The sequence below is a fragment of the Kocuria sp. GQ42 genome (assembly GCF_059758435.1).
This window is the reverse complement of the sequence record NZ_JCAXEN010000006.1, coordinates 94,098-109,911: the sequence shown is the minus strand read 5'-3', so window position 1 is coordinate 109,911 and position 15,814 is coordinate 94,098. Positions and strand designations below refer to the sequence as shown.

The following is a 15,814-nucleotide window of genomic DNA, read 5'->3' as shown; positions in this document are numbered from 1 at the left end:
CCCGCGCCCTCCGCCCCGCCACGACGACAGGGGAAGCTCCCGTGACCACCGCCTCCGGCCTCGAGCTGCAGCACGTCCATCCCGGCGTCCGCCCGCAGGACGACCTGTACCGCCACGTCAACGGCGGCTGGATCGAGGCGCACGAGCTGCCGGACGACCGCGCGTTCGACGGCGCCTCCGCGATCCTCACCGACCGGAACACGCAGCGGGTGCACGAGATCGTGCAGGAGGCGCCCCCCGGGTCGCGGATGGGGGCGCTGTACCGGTCCTTCCTCGACGAGGCGCAGATCGAGCGCCGCGGCCTGGCCGCCCTGGCCCCGGACCTCGCGGTGCTCGACGCCGCCCGGGGCCGGGAGGGGCTCGCCCGCGCCTCGGCCGCCCTGCACCGCACCGGCGTGGACGGGCCGCTGTCCTTCTTCGTGGAGAACGACTCCCGGGACTCCTCCCGCTACTCCTTCTTCCTGCGCCAGGACGGGCTGTCCCTGCCCACGGACAGCTACTACACGGACCCGCAGCACGAGCGGCTGCGCACGGCGTTCACCGCCCACGTCGCGGCGATGCTCGAGCTCGCGGGCCTGCCGGCCCGCTGGGGCGTTCCCGCCGGGGACGCCGCGGCGACCGTGCTCGCCATGGAGACGCAGCTCGCCGCCGCCCACTGGGACACCGTCTCCGCACGGGACGTCGAGGAGATGTACAACCCTGTGGACGTGGCCGGCCTGGAGGCCATGGCACCCGGCTTCCCGTGGACGGCGTGGCTCGAGGGCACCGCCCCGGAGCGCGGCGCGGGGATCTTCGACCGGGTCATCGTGCGCCAGCCCTCCTTCGTGGCGCAGCTGGGCCGGCTGTGGCAGGAGTGGTCCGAGGAGCAGATCCGGATCTGGCAGTCGTGGCGGATCGTGTCCAAGCGCGCCCCGTTCCTGCCCCGGCCGTTCGTCGAGGAGAACTTCCGCTTCTACAGCACCGCCCTGTCCGGGATCACCCGCCCCCGTGAGCGCTGGAAGCGGGCCGAGTTCCTGGTCACCCGGATCCTCGGCGACGACGTGGCGCGCGAGTACGTGGCCCGGTGGTTCCCGCCGGCGCACAAGGCCCGGGTGGAGCAGCTCGTGGCGCACCTGCTGGCCGCGTACCGGGAGCGGATCTCGCGGCTCGAGTGGATGTCGGAGGCCACCCGGGCCCGCGCCCTGGAGAAGCTGTCCACGTTCACGGTCAAGGTCGGCTACCCGGAGACCTGGCGGGACTACTCCTCCCTGGAGCCGGACCCCGAGGACCTGCTCGGCAACGTGCGGGCGGGGCTGGCGCTGGAGCACGACCGCACCGTCGGGAAGATGGGCACCCCCGTGGACCGCGGCGAGTGGTTCCTCTACCCCCACTGGGTCAACGCCTACTTCCACCCCGTGCTCAACGAGGTGGTCTTCCCCGCCGGCATCCTGCAGCCGCCGTTCTTCGACATCGAGGCCGACGACGCCGTGTGCTACGGCGCGATCGGCTCCGTGATCGGCCACGAGATCGGCCACGGCTTCGACGACCAGGGCGCCAAGTACGACGCCCGGGGCCACCTGGAGAACTGGTGGACGGACGAGGACCGGGCGGAGTTCGCCCGGCGCACCGCCGCGCTCGTCGCCCAGTACGACGGCTGCACGCCGCGCGGACTGGACCCGGCCCGGCACCGCGTCAGCGGGGCCTTCACGGTGGGCGAGAACATCGGGGACCTGGGCGGGCTGGAGATCGCCCTGGTGGCCTACCGGATGTCCCTGGCCGAGCGGGGCCTGGACCAGGACAGCGCGCCGGTGCTCGACGGCCTGACCGGCGCGGAGCGCTTCTTCTACGCCTACGCGGCGCTGTGGCGCTCGACCGCCCGGGAGCAGGAGCTGGTCAACCGGCTGGCCACCGACCCGCACGCCCCGGACGAGTTCCGCTGCAACCGGGTGGTGCAGAACATGTTCGCGTTCCACGACACCTTCGGCACCCGCCCCGGCGACGGCCTGTGGCTGCCCGCGGAGGAGCGCGTCAACATCTGGTGACCGGCCCCTCCCCCGCCGCGAGGCTGCACGTGCCGGCGACCGGAGCGAGCTGGGTCGCCGACACGTGCCACCTCGCGGGCCGGGAAGGGGCGGAGAGAGCGGCTAGTCCAGGACCGGCAGCTCGGTGGTCTCGAAGCGCTCCCGGAAGAAGGCCGGGTTGCGCCGGTACTGGACGAGCATCATCGCGACGCCGAGCAGCAGGATGCCCACGCCCAGGAGGAACACGAGGCCCACGCCGCCGATCTGCGAGCCGGAGCCGTAGTCCGGGTCCATCGAGTCGTAGGCCGTCTGCCCGAAGAACACGAGCAGCAGGATCCCCCCGAGCAGCGGCGCGAGGAACTTGGTGAACGCGTTCTTCGGCCCCCGGAAGGCCTCGCGGCGGAAGTACCAGACGCAGGCCAGGGCGGTGACGCCGTAGTAGAAGCAGACCATCATGCCGAGGGTCGTGATGGTGTCCCAGAGGACGTTCTCGGAGACCACGCGCATCACGGCGTAGAAGCCGGCGGAGATCACGGCCGCCGCGACCGTCGCGTAGCCCGGGGTCTGGAACCGCGGGGTGACCCGGGCGAACTTCCCCGGCAGCGCGCCGTAGTAGCCCATGGCCAGCATCGTGCGGGCCGGGGAGACGAACGTGGACTGCAGGGACGCCGCCGACGAGGAGAGCACCGCGAGGGACATCAGGATCGCGAAGGGGCCCATCACGGGCCCCGCGAGGGCCGCGAAGATGTTCTCCTGGATCTCCTCGTTGCCCATCCCCAGCCCCTGGTCGGAGACCCCGGAGAACGTGAGCACCGCGAGGGCGATGGTCATGTAGAGGGCCACGATCACGAAGATGGTGGTCAGGGCGGCCCTGCCCGGGGTGGTCGCCGAACCCTTGGTCTCCTCGTTGATGGTGAGCACCACGTCCCAGCCCCAGTAGATGAACACGGACAGGGACACGCCCGCCGCGAACGCGGAGAAGGACTCCACGCCGAACGGGTTGAACCACTCGGCGCGCACGGTCAGCCCCTCGTAGGCGGTGCCGGCGGCCACGTGGCCGAAGGCCGCGATCGAGAACCACAGGAGCACGATCGCCTGGAACGCCACGAGCACGTACTGGAACGCCTTGGTGGTCTCCATCCCGCGGTACGAGATCCAGGCGGCCAGGGCCACGAACACGAGGCACGTGGCCACGTTGACGGGCACGTTGCGCGTGAGCTCGGCGATGGCGTCGTTGCCGGTGATCTGGGCGAGGGCGAGGTAGAGGAAGTCCACGGCCACGCCGGCGAGGTTGGAGAGCACCAGGATGGTGGCGGCCAGCAGCCCCCAGCCGCCCATCCAGCCCAGCCACGGCCCGAAGGCCTTGGAGCCCCAGGTGAAGGTGGTGCCCGAGTCCGGCATGGCCCGGTTGAGCTGCTGGTAGCCGAAGGCCACGAGCAGCATGGGGATGAAGCCCACCAGGAAGATCGCCGGCAGCGAGGTGCCGACCTCCGCGGCGGTGGGGCCCAGGGCGGCGGAGAGGGTGTAGGCCGGGGCGATGCAGGAGACGCCGATGACCACGGAGCCGAGCAGCCCCACGGCGCCCTTGCTGAGGCCCTTGTCGGTGCCGGAGCGCGCCGGCGCCTCGATGTCGGAAGCGCTCATGATCAGTTCTCCTCCGTGCGGGCGGGCCGTGGGACCACGACCATCGGGACCGGGACGTGCTTGAGCAGCCGTGCTGCGGTGGTGCCCAGGAAGGTCTGCCGCCCCTGGGCCAGGCGGGACGAGCCGATGAGCAGGAGGCCGCCGGGAGCCCAGTCGACGTCCTGCGCGGCCTTCTTGAGGGTCCGCCCGGAGGCGACCCGCACGGTCACGGGCCCGGTCCGGCGGGCCTCGGCCGCTGCGGCCTCCAGGTGCTCCTCGACGCGCCGGCGGGCCTGCTCGGTGGCGCCCGGGTCCGCGGCCTCGCCCTCGAGGAACGAGAGGAGCTCCAGCTCCAGGCCGGAGCGCTCGACCGCCTCGGCGGCCTCCCGGATGACCTGGTGCGCCCCGGGGCGGGTGCCCACGGCGGCGTAGACCCGGGTCAGCGGCTCGTCCCCGGAATACCGGCGCGGGGCGAGCGCCACGGGGACCGGCGAGCTGTGCAGCAGCGCGTTCACCACGGAGCCCAGGGTGAAGCGGCCGCCGCCCGTCCCGGCGCCGACCACGATCATCGCGGCCCCCAGCTCGGTGGCGGCCTCGACCAGGCCGGTGGGCACGGACCGCGCCTCCCGCACGTGGGTGCGGGCCGTGATCCCCTCGGGCACCAGGGCTGCGGCCTCGCGCAGCCACTGGCGGGCCTGCCGGCGGAGCACGGGCGAGATGTCCCCCACCGGCGGGTAGACCTGCTGGTACGGGTCGTCCGCGCGCAGCACGAGGACGATCTCGAGCTCGGCGCCCACGTCGCGCGCGAGCGCGGCGCCCAGCCGCACGGCGTCCCGGCTGCGCCGGTCGCCGCTGTAGCCGACCACGTAGCGCGGCACCCCGGCGGTGGTCATCGCTCCGCGCCCGTCAGCGAGCCGGCGCCGAGGACCTCGGCCGCGGCGAGCCGGCCCTGCCGCAGGGCGCCGTCGACGTGCTGGTAGCCCTCGGCCGCGAGGTCGGAGCAGGCCCAGCGGATCGGGCCCACCGGGGTGCGCTGGTGGGCGCCGTAGCGGTGCAGGCCGCCGAGGTCGTAGCTGGCGGCGTAGGCGCCGCGGGTCCACTCCTCGGAGCCGAAGTCGGACTCGTAGTAGACCACCGGGTGCAGGGCCTCCTCCCCCAGGTAGTGGGAGAGGGACTCGAGGATCAGCCGGCGGCGCTCCTCGGCGGGCAGGCCGAAGAGCTCGTCGGCCCGCTCGTCCGAGACGAAGCCGACCAAGGTGCCGCGCGGGTCCCCGTGGTTGGTGTTGTCGTAGACCTCCTGGGAGAGCTCGTGGGCGCCGAAGCCGGTGCCGGAGAGGCCCTTGTCCCGCCAGAAGGGCGTCTCGTAGACGGCGTGCACCTTGATCACGAGGCCCAGCGACTGGTGCTGGTGCATCTGGTGCTGCAGCCGCGGCAGGGGCGGCTCGAAGGAGATCCGGGAGTAGAGGTTGGGCGGGACGGCCACGACCACGTCCTTCGCCCGCACCGTGAGCCGGTCGGACCACACGGTCACCGGGGTGCCCGGGACGTGCTCGGCGTAGGTCCCGTCCGCGCCGGCCCAGCGGATCGTGCGCACCGGGGTGTCCAGGAAGACGACGTCCTCGCCCAGCTCCGCCGCCATGGTCTCCGAGACGGACTGCATGCCGCCGACCACGCGCCGGTCGAGGATGAAGTCCTCGTCCACGAGGTTCGAGAAGGACCCGGCGGAGGCGGCCATGAGCACGGCCTGCAGCACGGAGAACGCGTGCGCCGGCTTGGTGAGCATCCCGCCGGCCACGAAGATCCCGATGTTGCTGCAGGCGGCCTCGTCGTCGGAGTGCTGCCGCAGCCAGTGGTGGAAGGAGATGGTGTCCAGCTCCCGGGCCGCCGGGTGCGCCCACGGCTCGGTGGCGCCGATCTCGGCCACGAGCCCGTCCAGGAGCGCGACGAGCTTCTCCATCTCCGCGATCGTGGACTCCCCCGCCGGGAACATCGAGCCGGTGTAGGTGTGGCGGGTCCCGTCCGGCGCCAGGTACACGGACTCGCCCTCGCGGTAGCGCTGGTAGGTCTCCAGGCCGAGCTCGTCGACCAGCGCCAGCAGCTCGGTCTGGTCGGGGGAGATCCACTGCCCGCCGATCTCCAGGAACGCGCCGTCCACGGTCTTCGACCAGGTCCGCCCGCCCACGCGGTCGCGGGCCTCGAGGACCGCCACGGTCCGCCCGGCGGCCACGAGCGCGCGGGCGGCCATGAGCCCGGCGGGGCCGGCTCCCACGACGACGACGTCGCGCTCGATCGCGGTCTCGCTGCCCAGGGTGCGTTGATCGGTCACTGTGCTCTCCTTCACACTAAAATGAATTAGGTTCATTAAATGGGCTCCGGCCCGTGCTCGTCAAGAGCCGTCACCAACTCGTTGCACCTAGACTCAGGAGGAAGCGCCACATGCCCCGACTGCAGGAGGATCTGCTCATGGCTCCCGCCGGCCCCGCCCCTCGGCGTCGCGGTCGCCCGCGCCATCCGGTGCTCTCCGAGGATCGGATCACGAAGGCCGCGATCAAGATCGTGGCCACCCGGGGCTACCGGCACCTGACGATGACCGAGCTCGCGCGGGAGCTGAAGGTCTCCACCTCGGCTCTCTACAACCACACGCCGTCGAAGCGCGAGGTGCTGATCCGGGTCCAGGACTCGATCAACCAGGGCATCGACTGCTCCGCCTTCGGCACCGTCCCGTGGGACCGGGCCCTCGAGAGCTGGGCGCGGTCCTACCGGGACTGCTACGCCCAGCACACGGCCATGATCCCGATCATGGCCGTCCAGCCGGTCGCCGACTCACCGCACACCCTGCAGATGTACGAGACCGTGGCCTCCGGGCTCGCGGACGCGGGCTGGGAGCGCGCCAGCATCGTGGACGTGATCGTCTCGATCGAGTCGCTCGTCTTCGGCGCCGCGTACGACGCGACGGCCCCCGCCGACATCTTCGACCCCGGGGAGCGCGCGGACCTCGCCCCGGTGTTCGCCGACGCCGTGCAGGCACGGCCGGCGGACGCCACCGCCGCGGCGGACGCGGCCTTCGACGCGGCCCTCACCGCCATGCTGGAGGGCTTCCGGCTGCGCCTGGCGGCCGCCCGGGACCGGGCCGGTCGGCAGGACGGATCCGCCGGCCAGGACGGATCCGCCGGTCAGGACTGAGCCCCGGCCGCGCCGGCTCAGGCGTCCAGGGCGTGCATCACGTGCTTGACCTGGGTGTACTCCTCGACCGAGTAGAGCGAGAGGTCCTTGCCGTAGCCGGAGTCCTTGAACCCGCCGTGCGGCATCTCGGAGACCAGCATGACGTGGGTGTTGACCCAGACGCACCCGAACTCGAGCTCGCGGGAGACCCGCATGGCCGTGCCGTGGTCGGTGGTCCACACGCTCGAGGCGAGGGCGTAGTCGACGTCGTTGGCCAGCTCGAGCGCCTCCTCCTCCGTGGCGAAGGGCTGCACGGTGAGCACCGGGCCGAAGGTCTCCTCCTGGACGAGGGCGTCGTCCTGGCGCACCCCGGACACCACGGTGGGCTCGAAGAAGTAGCCGGGCGAGCCCGCCACCGGCTTCCCGCCGGTGACCACGCTCGCGTGCTCGGGCAGCTCGGCGAGCTTGCGGCACACGTCCTCGAAGTGGCGGGCGTTGTTGAGCGGGCCGTAGAAGTTCCTGGACTCGTCCGGGTCGCCCGTCACGATGTCCCGGGCGGCCGCGGCGAGCAGGCGCACGAACTCGTCGTGGGCGCTGTCCTGGACCAGGACGCGCGTCACCGCGGTGCAGTCCTGGCCGGCGTTGAAGGTGCCGAACTCCACGAGCGCCTTGGCCGCGGCGGGCAGGTCGGCGTCCGCGAAGACGACCGCCGGCGCCTTGCCGCCGAGCTCCAGGTGCCCGCGCGTCAGGTTCTGCGCCGCGGCGAGGGCCACGGCGCGGCCGGCACGGACGGACCCGGTGATCGAGACCATGGCCGGGGTCCGGTGCCCGGTCATGAGCGCGCCCGTGGAGCCGTCCCCGAGCAGCACGTTGACCACGCCGGCCGGGAAGATCCCGTCGATGAGCCGGGCCAGGACGAGGGTGGACTCGGGGGTGGTGTCCGAGGGCTTGAGGACCACCGTGTTGCCGGCGGCCAGTGCGGGGCCGAGCTTCCAGATCGCCATCAGCAGCGGGTAGTTCCACGGCGTCACCTGCGCCACGACGCCGACCGGCTCGCGCCGCACGTAGGAGGTGTGCCCGCCCAGGTACTCCGCCGCGGCCTTGCCCTCGAGGGTTCGGGCGGCGCCGGCGAAGAAGCGCAGGTTGTCGGCGCCGGCGGCGATCTCCTCGTCGGCGATCATCTGCCGCGGCTGGCCGGTGTTGCGGTGCTGGGCCTCGACGAGCTCGTCACTGTGCGCCTCGAGCGCGTCCGCGAGCCGGAGCAGCAGGAGCTGCCGCTCGCTCGGCGTGGTGCGCTTCCAGCTCCGGAACGCCGCGCGGGCGGCGGCGAAGGCCTGGTCCACGTCCGTGGCGTCGGAGACCGGCGAGACGGCGACCGTGGTGCCGGTGGTGGGGTCGACCACGTCGATCCGGCCGGTGCCGTGGGCGTCGACGAAGGCGCCGTCGACGTAGTTCTGCAGGACGTCGCTCATGGTGGTTCCTCTCTGCGGGCGAGAACGCGGTGCCTGCCACTCTAAATGATCAGCGTTCATTTTAGTAGGGTCCGGTGTGACCGGGACCACCGACGACGACGGACCCCCGCGTCCGAGGATGCTCGGTCGCGGGGGTCCGCCGCTGCGTGGGACTGCCGGGGATCAGGCCTTCTGCACGGTGATCGACCACTCGGCCGCACCGCGCTTGCTGAACTGCGTGACGGGGTAGCCGTTCTCGGCCGCCCAGCGCGGGATGGCCTCGGTGCCCTGGGTGCAGTCGAAGTTGATGACGAGCTCGTCGCCGGCGGGCATCTCGGCCATCGCGGCCTTCGCCTCGACCACGGGGAACGGGCAGACGAGACCGTCGGTCTCGAGGATGTGCTGTGCCATGGGTGGTGCCTCCTGGGACTGGGGGTCGGTGGGTCAGACGCCGGCCGGGACGCGGCCCGGGGCGGCGGACGTCTTGCGGGGGGCGATGAAGAGCTTGGCGGCCGCGCCGGTGCCGAGGATCATGACGGCGAAGCTGACCCAGCCCTGCCACTCGAACGCGGCGGTGGCGACCAGGGCGTTGCCGATGGTGCAGCCCCCGGCCCACGCCGCGCCGACGCCCATGAGGGCGCCGCCGCCGATGGAGCGGACGATGGTCTGCGCGTCGGGGACGCGGAGCTTGAACTCGCCCGAGCCCTTGGCCGCGATGAACGAGCCGATCAGGATGCCCAGGACCAGGAACACGCCCCAGTCGACGAGCTCGACGTCACCCGTGGTCAGGTAGCTCGCGATGTTGGCGGACGGGGTGGTGATGCCGAGGCCCGACTCGCGGCCGGTGGCCCAGCTGGCGGGCCAGGCGATGATCGCGATGACGCCGATGACCACGGCGGTGGCGAACGGGTTCCAGGCCTTCTCGAACAGCAGGTGGTTCAGGCCGGTCCGCTCCGGCGGGAGCGTGGCCATCTTCATCCGCGGCTTGGTGAGGTGGTGGCGGGCCCACAGGGCGGTGACGGCGACGAGGGCCAGCACGAGCACCCACGGGGAGACGCCGAGGGTCTCGTGGATCGAGCCCTGGGTCCCGACCGTCACGCCGCGCATGGCCTCGGTGGTCCCGGCCAGCGGGCCGTACTTGGAGATGGTCGCGAACAGCGCGTAGAAGATGAGCGCGAACCAGGAGCCGACGAGGCCCTCGGAGGCGCGGTAGTAGGTGCCGGTGGCGCAGCCGCCGGCGAGGACGATGCCGAAGCCGAAGACGAAGCCGCCCACGATCGTGGCCAGCCACGGGAAGGCCGAGGCCTCGAGGGTGATGACGCCGAGGGCGTTCAGCACCCAGATGCCGACCGCCTGGACGGCGATGGCCACGAAGAAGGCGGACAGCCACCACGTGTTCTTCGCGATCCAGACGTCGCGGAACGCGCCGGTGACGCAGAAGCGGCCGCGCTGGAGGACGAATCCGAGGGCGGCGCCGATGAGGAGGCCTGAGATGAGCATCCCCGCACGTTATCCATTCCACGGCAAGCACTCCAGCGCACCGTCACCCGCCGTAGCATTGTGATGAGGACGACACGTCCGGCGGGTCCCCGGCGGATCCGCCGGCACCCGAGACCTCGAGAGGGCGGCTGATGAGACGACCCCGGCCCGAGACCCCCGGCCCCGGCCAGGAGTCCGTGTGGGACTACCCGAGACCGCCCCGGACCGAGCCCACCCGGGAGCACGTGGAGGTGTGGCTGGGCGGCGAGCGCATCGCCTCCACCACGGCCGCGCTGCGGGTGCTCGAGACCAGCCACCCGCCCACCTACTACCTGCCCCGCGAGGCCTTCGCCGAGGACGCCCTGGTCCCGTGCGAGGGCAGCTCGTGGTGCGAGTGGAAGGGCGCGGCGGCGTACTTCGACGTCCGGGGCGGGACCCGCACCGCGCCCCGGGCGGCCTGGACCTACCCCTCCCCCGCGCCGGGCTTCGCGTCCCTGCGCGGGCACGTGGCGCTGATGCCCGGGATGATGGACCGCTGCCTCGTCGCCGGGGAGCAGGTGCTCCCGCAGGAGGGCGGTTTCTACGGGGGCTGGATCACCTCGCGGGTGGTCGGTCCGTTCAAAGGCGCTCCGGGGACCCGGGGCTGGTGAGCCCCGGCCGCCCGCCGGCCGCGCCCGCGGCGGACGCGGCGGCGGACTCCTCGGCGGACTCCTCGTAGGGGCGCAGCCGGACGAGGGCCAGGGCCGCGAGGGCGACGACGACCGCCACGCCGACGTAGAGCTGCGTGGGGGTCCAGCCGGTGTCCAGCAGCGCGCCGACCGCGATGGGGGCGAGGATCGCCCCGGCCCGGCCGACCCCGATGCCCCAGCCCACGCCGGTGGTCCGGATGCCGGGCTCGTAGGTCATGGGCGCCACGGTGTAGAGCCCGGCGATGCAGCCGTTGATGAGCATGCCGACCACCACGCCGGAGGAGAACGCCAGCAGGGGCACGGACGTGGTGGTGATGAACAGCACGAGGGTCACCGCGGAGAGCACCGTGAAGGCCATCAGGGTCAGCCGCTCGTCCCACCGGGTGGTCAGCGCGCCGTAGAGCAGGGACCCGAAGGTGCCGCCCATCGTGAGCATGAGCCCGCCGACGATGCCCTGCTGCTCGGTCATCCCGGTCTCCACGAGGAGCCGGGGCGTCCAGGAGTTGGCGAAGTAGAAGCCGAACATGATGACGAAGAAGGCCGCCCACAGCAGGAGGGTCGCGGTGCGGTAGCGGCCGCTGAGCAGCAGGCCCACGCTGCTCCGCCGCTCGCCGGCGCCGGCCGGGACGGGGCCGAGCTCGACCTCCCCCTCGAGGCGCAGGCGCCGGGCGATGCGGTCGAGCTTCTGCACGGCGCCCGCCGGCCGCCGGGTGCGGAGGTAGTCGACGGACTCGGGCAGCACGGCCAGCACGAGCGCGATCGCCACGAGGGTGAGCAGACCGCCGGTGAGGAACACGGAGCGCCAGCCGAAGGCGGGGATCAGCTGGGTCGCACCCATGCCGCCGAGGGTGGCGCCCACGCCGTAGCCCGCGGTGAAGATGCTCACGGCCATGCCGCGGTGGCGGGCGCTGGCGTACTCGCTGGTGATCACCGTGGCGGAGGCGAGGATGCCGCCCACGCCCAGGCCGGTGACGACGCGCCACAGCCCGAGCTCGAGCACGGACCCGGCCGTGGTGGACAGGAACAGGCCGAGGGCGTTGACGGCGAGGGCCAGCACAAGGATCCTCCGCCGGCCGTACCGGTCCGCGAAGGGCCCGAGGACGAGGGAGCCCACGGCCATGCCGATGAGCCCGGCGCTGAGCAGCCAGCCCAGCTGGGAGCCGGAGAGCCCGAACTCCTCGGTCACGGAGGTGGCCGTGAACGCCATGGCGAGCACGTCGTAGCCGTCGAGGGCGTTGAGGAACGTGGTCACCGCGATGATGAGCCACTGGTACGACGACATCCTGGATGCGTCGATCTGGTGTCGGATGTCCATGGGGAGCCTCTCAGGGGACGTCGATGGTGAGGACGGCGGCCGGGCGCTCGCCGGGATCGGCCGCCGGTGCGGCGGAGACCACCCGCGAGACGCAGCAGCACATGGACGTGCCGGTCTGCCTCTGCCGGTCCGAGTAGAACACGTCGCGGTGGTCGATCCGCCCGGCCAGGCCGAGGACCTTGACCTGGCAGAGCCCGCACTCGCCCTTGCGGCAGTCGGACATCATGTCGAGGCCCTCCCGCTCGAGGGCCTCGAGCAGGGACTCGTCGGGGCCGACGACGGTCTCGGCGCCCAGCCGGGGGACGCGGACCACGAACGGTTCGGCCTCGAACCAGCCGCTGTTGCCGAAGGTCTCGTAGCGCAGGCCGGTCGGGTCCAGCCCCCGCTCGGCCCAGGCGCGGCGCACCGCGTCCATGAGCCGGATGGGGCCGCACATGTAGAGCTCGGCGCCCTCCGGCACGCCGGCCACGAGGGCCGGGACGTCGAGCGAGCCGCCCTCGTCGTCGACGTGCGCCTCGAGCCGCTCCCCGTGCAGGGTGCGCAGGTCGTCGAGGTAGGCCATGGCGGCGCGGGAGCGGGCGACGTAGACGAGGCGGTAGTCCGCGCCGAGCCGGCGCAGCAGCGCCGCCATCCCGGCGATCGCGGTGATGCCGATCCCGCCGGCCAGCAGGACGTAGGACGGGGCCCCCACGCGCAGCGGGAAGTTCTGCAGCGGCTGGGTGATCTCGAGGACCTGCCCGGGCTCGAGGCCGTGCATGAAGATCGAGCCGCCGCGGGAGGTGGGGGTGCGGAAGACGCTGACGGCGAGCTGCGCGCCGTCGTCGTCGGCGTCGACCACGGAGTAGGAGCGCACTTGCTCCTCGCCGTGGACGAGGACGCGGACGTCCACGTGCTCGCCCGGCCGCACCGGGTGCGGCTGGTCGGGGCGCAGGACGACGCGCCGGATGCCGGCGGCGACGTCCTCGACGGCGACGACGGCGGCGCGCTGCCAGACCTCGTGCTGGGAATCGGCCACGGCCCCTCCTCAGGCCCCGGCGGGAGCGGCCGGGGCGGCGGCGGGGCGGCCCTCGGCCTCGAGCGCCCGCTCGAGGAGCCGGCGCACCCACATCCCGCCCATGTCGATGTTGAGGTTGTAGAACTCGTGCTCGGGGTTGGCGTCGATGGCCGCCTGCTGGGCCTGGAGCATGGCCTCGTCCTCCCCGAACACCCCGTGCACGCCGTTGCGCAGCTCGGTGGTGATGAGCTGGCTCTCCAGGCGGTAGTTGCGCATGAAGGCCCAGAAGTAGTGGCAGGAGCGGTCCGTCTCCGGGGTGATCGTGTTCATCACGTAGCCGTTGACCCCGCGGGAGCGGTCCCCCTCGGGCGCCCCGGTGCCGGCCTCGGCGACGCCGACGTCGATGCAGATGGTGGAGGGGAAGGTGTAGTGGATGATCTGCCAGCGGTCCACCCTGCCCTCGAAGCCCGGGAACTTGTCCCGCATGTTCTTGAGCCAGAAGGGCGGGGGGTCGATGTTGCGCATCCAGCGGGTCACGGTCACGGAGCGCTCGTCGTGGGTGGTCTCGAACTCCGACTCGGAGAGCTCCTCCTGGCCGATGCTGGAGGAGTGCACGAACTCCTCGTGCGTGAGGTCCATGAGGTTGTCGAGGACCAGCTGGTAGTTGCAGGGGGCGTGGATGGTCTCGCCGTCGCCGGCCCACTCGGGGCTGTCCATCTGGTGCATGTCGGGCAGCAGGGCGGGGTCCGCCCGCGTGGGGTCGCCGAGCCAGACCCACACGTAGCGGTGGCGCTCGAGCACCGGGTAGGAGGGCACGGTGGCGGAGGGGTTCAGCGTCTCCTGGGCGGGCATCGAGGTGCACCGCCCCGCGGCGTTGTAGCGCAGCCCGTGGTACGGGCACTGGATCTCGTCGCGGCCCACGAGCCGGCCCTGGGAGAGCGGCGCGAGCCGGTGCCAGCAGGCGTCCGCCAGGGCCACGGGACGGCCGTCCTCGGTCCGGTACAGGGCCAGCGGGCGTCCCGCCACGGTGCGGGAGAGGATGCCCTTCCCGGTGATCTCGTGGTCCCACCCGGCGACGTACCAGGCGTCGAGCGGGTGGGACAGGAGCTTGGCGGTGGAGGTGGTCCTCGTGGCGGCGACGGTCATGGTGCGGTCCTCTGCTGGGCGGTCCGGGGCGAGCACGATCCACTCACTATCTCGATAGATAGTCGTGGCGCAGGACACACAATACCTATGTCCATAGTGAGTGACAAGGGTCACGGGCCCGGCTCCCGGCTAGGCTCAGCAGGACGACCCCTGCTGCGACGGAAGGAACCGCCCGTGAGCCTCCGCTCGGCCCTGCTGGCACTGCTCTCCTCGGGGCCGCTGACGGGCTACGACGTGGTCAAGCAGTTCAGCTCCTCCGTGGGCCACGTGTGGCACGCCCCCGACTCGCAGATCTACCCGGAGCTGCGCAAGATGCACGCGGAGGGGCTGCTCACGAGCCGGCCCGTCCCGTGGGGCTCGCGCGGGGCCACCAAGACGGAGTACTCGATCACGCCCGAGGGCGAGCGCGCCCTGCGGCAGTGGCAGGACCAGCCGCTCGGCTACGTCCGGGAGCGGGACCCCGCCCACCTGCGGGCCGCCTACTTCGAGTGGGCCTCCCCCGGCGCCGCGGCCGCGCAGCTGCACGCCCACATCGAGCACTACCGGGACCAGCGCGCGCAGGCCCTCCAGCAGATCAGGGCGCTCCAGGACCGCACGAGCCCCACGCTGGCGCGCCGGCTGGCGGCCAACCCCGAGGAGCAGTGGGAGCGGATCACCCGGTTCAAGGTCTTCGCCTACGAGGGGCAGGTGGCCCGCGCCGACCAGGAGATCGCCTGGGCCGAGCGCGGCCTGCGGCTGCTCGAGGAGCTGGGCGAACTGGGCGGGCCCGGGGAGCCCGGCACCGCCTGAGGTCCGGCGGGCCACCGGGTCCCGGGCCGCCCGGGTCGCCGCGTGACGCACCCGCGCCGCGGCCGGCACCGTTCCGGGTCCTGTTCCCGCCCGGCGCACCGGCCGGTGCGTAGGCTGGGCGGACCCCCCTGCCCCCGGCCCCAGGACAGACCATGACCCGCTCGCCGCTGCCCCGCCCCCTCGTCCCGGCCCTGTGCGCCGCGCTCCTCCTGACCGGCTGCGCCCAGGGCGCCGGCAGCGGCTCGGCGGCGACACCGGCGGCGGACGCGTCGCCGTCGTCGGCCGCCCCCTCCCCGACCCCCGTGCCCGAGGAGCCCGCGGAGCTGATCGGCGGGGGCACCGAGGTGTTCCCCGACCGGCGGATGGTGGCCCTCTACGGCCGCCCCGGGACCCCGGCGCTGGGCGTGCTCGGGGAGCAGGGCCCCGAGGAGTCGGCCGTCCGGGCGAAGGAGCTCGCCGCCCAGTACGAGCCCTTCAGCGACGTGCCGGTGGTCCCCGCGTTCGAGATCATCGCGACCACGGCTTCCGCGGGCCCCGGCGAGGACGGGGACTACTCCGAGGAGCTCCCGGTCGAGGAGCTGCGCCCGTACGTGGAGGCCGCGGCGGAGCACGACGTCTACGTGGTGCTGGACCTCCAGCCCGGCCGGCAGGACTTCCTGAGCCAGGCGCAGCAGTACCAGGAGCTGCTCGAGCTCCCCAACGTGGGCCTGGCCCTGGACCCGGAGTGGCGGCTGGGACCGGACCAGGTGCACATGGTGCAGATCGGCTCGGTGGACGCCGCGGAGATCAACGCGACCACGGCGTGGCTCGCAGGCCTGACCCGGGACCACGACCTGCCGCAGAAGGTGGTGGTCCTGCACCAGTTCGCGGAGTCGATGATCACGAACCGCCACCTCGTGGACGCCTCCCGCCCGGAGCTCGCGCTGGTCCTGCACGCCGACGGCCACGGCACCCCGGCGCTGAAGACGGGCACGTGGGAGCGGCTGCAGCAGGGCCTGCCGGAGGGGATCCGGATGGCGTGGAAGAACTTCTACGACGAGGACACGCCCACCTTCACGCCGGAGGAGACGTCCGCGATCGAGCCGCAGCCATGGTTCGTCTCCTACCAGTGAGTCCTGCCGGACCGGGATCCTCGCGCCTACGATGAGGACGGGCGGCCCGGCAGC

The 15,814-nt window shown here is 72.7% G+C and carries 14 protein-coding genes; 5 read left to right on the top strand and 9 right to left on the bottom strand.

What is annotated here, in order from left to right; all coding sequences use genetic code 11:
• The first annotated feature begins 41 nt into the window (after nucleotides 1-41).
• The gene (locus tag AC6CH6_RS13230; RefSeq protein ID WP_498255474.1) at nucleotides 42-2,021 is read left to right on the top strand and encodes a M13 family metallopeptidase; all 1,980 of its coding nucleotides are present in this window, start codon (nucleotides 42-44) and stop codon (nucleotides 2,019-2,021) included.
• A 102-nt stretch (nucleotides 2,022-2,123) separates the two neighbouring features.
• Here the strand turns inward: AC6CH6_RS13230 and AC6CH6_RS13225 are convergent, their stop codons facing one another.
• The 3 genes from AC6CH6_RS13225 to AC6CH6_RS13215 are packed head-to-tail and all read right to left on the bottom strand — an operon-like array spanning nucleotide 2,124 to nucleotide 5,949.
• Nucleotides 2,124-3,644: an APC family permease gene (locus AC6CH6_RS13225; RefSeq protein ID WP_109221836.1), complete on the bottom strand. Its 1,521-nt coding sequence runs from the start codon at nucleotides 3,642-3,644 to the stop codon at nucleotides 2,124-2,126.
• A gap of 2 nt (nucleotides 3,645-3,646) precedes the next feature.
• The gene (locus AC6CH6_RS13220; RefSeq protein ID WP_498255473.1) at nucleotides 3,647-4,516 is read right to left on the bottom strand and encodes a universal stress protein; all 870 of its coding nucleotides are present in this window, start codon (nucleotides 4,514-4,516) and stop codon (nucleotides 3,647-3,649) included.
• Nucleotides 4,513-5,949, bottom strand: a complete 1,437-nt coding sequence (locus AC6CH6_RS13215; protein WP_498255472.1) for a flavin monoamine oxidase family protein — start codon at nucleotides 5,947-5,949, stop codon at nucleotides 4,513-4,515. Before AC6CH6_RS13215 ends, AC6CH6_RS13220 begins: the two co-directional genes overlap by 4 nt.
• Before the next feature lie 110 nt (nucleotides 5,950-6,059).
• Here AC6CH6_RS13215 and AC6CH6_RS13210 point away from each other — a divergent pair, with 110 nt between their 5' ends.
• A complete protein-coding gene (locus tag AC6CH6_RS13210; protein ID WP_498255471.1) occupies nucleotides 6,060-6,806 on the top strand; it encodes a TetR/AcrR family transcriptional regulator in 747 nt (248 codons plus the stop codon).
• Between the two features lie 17 nt (nucleotides 6,807-6,823).
• Here AC6CH6_RS13210 and AC6CH6_RS13205 read toward each other — a convergent pair whose 3' ends face one another.
• The 3 genes from AC6CH6_RS13205 to AC6CH6_RS13195 all read right to left on the bottom strand — a co-directional run bounded on the left by AC6CH6_RS13205 (nucleotide 6,824) and on the right by AC6CH6_RS13195 (nucleotide 9,736).
• The gene (locus AC6CH6_RS13205; protein ID WP_498255470.1) at nucleotides 6,824-8,257 is read right to left on the bottom strand and encodes an aminobutyraldehyde dehydrogenase; all 1,434 of its coding nucleotides are present in this window, start codon (nucleotides 8,255-8,257) and stop codon (nucleotides 6,824-6,826) included.
• A 162-nt stretch (nucleotides 8,258-8,419) separates the two neighbouring features.
• Nucleotides 8,420-8,647: a sulfurtransferase TusA family protein gene (locus tag AC6CH6_RS13200; RefSeq protein WP_017833997.1), complete on the bottom strand. Its 228-nt coding sequence runs from the start codon at nucleotides 8,645-8,647 to the stop codon at nucleotides 8,420-8,422.
• 33 nt (nucleotides 8,648-8,680) lie between these two features.
• Nucleotides 8,681-9,736, bottom strand: coding sequence for a YeeE/YedE family protein (locus tag AC6CH6_RS13195; RefSeq protein ID WP_498255469.1), 1,056 nt, complete (start codon nucleotides 9,734-9,736; stop codon nucleotides 8,681-8,683).
• Nucleotides 9,737-9,867: 131 nt separating this feature from the next.
• Between AC6CH6_RS13195 and AC6CH6_RS13190 the strand changes: the two genes are divergently transcribed.
• A complete protein-coding gene (locus AC6CH6_RS13190; RefSeq protein WP_498255468.1) occupies nucleotides 9,868-10,365 on the top strand; it encodes a DUF427 domain-containing protein in 498 nt (165 codons plus the stop codon).
• Here the strand turns inward: AC6CH6_RS13190 and AC6CH6_RS13185 are convergent.
• Genes AC6CH6_RS13185 through AC6CH6_RS13175 form a run of 3 tightly spaced genes read right to left on the bottom strand, consistent with a single transcriptional unit; the run spans nucleotide 10,334 to nucleotide 13,859 of the window.
• Nucleotides 10,334-11,719, bottom strand: a complete 1,386-nt coding sequence (locus AC6CH6_RS13185; protein WP_498255467.1) for an MFS transporter — start codon at nucleotides 11,717-11,719, stop codon at nucleotides 10,334-10,336. The two genes, AC6CH6_RS13190 and AC6CH6_RS13185, sit on opposite strands and share 32 nt — an antisense overlap.
• A gap of 10 nt (nucleotides 11,720-11,729) precedes the next feature.
• Complete coding sequence (locus tag AC6CH6_RS13180; protein WP_498255466.1) at nucleotides 11,730-12,734, bottom strand: PDR/VanB family oxidoreductase; 1,005 nt, start codon at nucleotides 12,732-12,734, stop codon at nucleotides 11,730-11,732.
• A 9-nt stretch (nucleotides 12,735-12,743) separates the two neighbouring features.
• Complete coding sequence (locus AC6CH6_RS13175; RefSeq protein WP_498255465.1) at nucleotides 12,744-13,859, bottom strand: aromatic ring-hydroxylating dioxygenase subunit alpha; 1,116 nt, start codon at nucleotides 13,857-13,859, stop codon at nucleotides 12,744-12,746.
• 174 nt (nucleotides 13,860-14,033) lie between these two features.
• Here AC6CH6_RS13175 and AC6CH6_RS13170 point away from each other — a divergent pair, with 174 nt between their 5' ends.
• Nucleotides 14,034-14,648: a PadR family transcriptional regulator gene (locus tag AC6CH6_RS13170; protein ID WP_498255464.1), complete on the top strand. Its 615-nt coding sequence runs from the start codon at nucleotides 14,034-14,036 to the stop codon at nucleotides 14,646-14,648.
• Nucleotides 14,649-14,800: 152 nt separating this feature from the next.
• Nucleotides 14,801-15,760: a hypothetical protein gene (locus tag AC6CH6_RS13165; RefSeq protein WP_498255463.1), complete on the top strand. Its 960-nt coding sequence runs from the start codon at nucleotides 14,801-14,803 to the stop codon at nucleotides 15,758-15,760.
• Nucleotides 15,761-15,814: the final 54 nt, after the last annotated feature.

Excerpts from the sequence above, each read along its gene's own strand:
- AC6CH6_RS13225 (WP_109221836.1), bottom strand. The coding sequence starts at position 3,644 with ATGAGCGCTTCCGACATCGAGGCGCCGGCGCGCTCCGGCACCGACAAG.
- AC6CH6_RS13220 (WP_498255473.1), bottom strand. The coding sequence starts at position 4,516 with ATGACCACCGCCGGGGTGCCGCGCTACGTGGTCGGCTACAGCGGCGAC.
- AC6CH6_RS13210 (WP_498255471.1), top strand. The coding sequence starts at position 6,060 with ATGCCCCGACTGCAGGAGGATCTGCTCATGGCTCCCGCCGGCCCCGCC.
- AC6CH6_RS13205 (WP_498255470.1), bottom strand. The coding sequence starts at position 8,257 with ATGAGCGACGTCCTGCAGAACTACGTCGACGGCGCCTTCGTCGACGCC.
- AC6CH6_RS13200 (WP_017833997.1), bottom strand. The coding sequence starts at position 8,647 with ATGGCACAGCACATCCTCGAGACCGACGGTCTCGTCTGCCCGTTCCCC.
- AC6CH6_RS13195 (WP_498255469.1), bottom strand. The coding sequence starts at position 9,736 with ATGCTCATCTCAGGCCTCCTCATCGGCGCCGCCCTCGGATTCGTCCTC.
- AC6CH6_RS13190 (WP_498255468.1), top strand. The coding sequence starts at position 9,868 with ATGAGACGACCCCGGCCCGAGACCCCCGGCCCCGGCCAGGAGTCCGTG.
- AC6CH6_RS13185 (WP_498255467.1), bottom strand. The coding sequence starts at position 11,719 with ATGGACATCCGACACCAGATCGACGCATCCAGGATGTCGTCGTACCAG.
- AC6CH6_RS13175 (WP_498255465.1), bottom strand. The coding sequence starts at position 13,859 with ATGACCGTCGCCGCCACGAGGACCACCTCCACCGCCAAGCTCCTGTCC.
- AC6CH6_RS13165 (WP_498255463.1), top strand. The coding sequence starts at position 14,801 with ATGACCCGCTCGCCGCTGCCCCGCCCCCTCGTCCCGGCCCTGTGCGCC.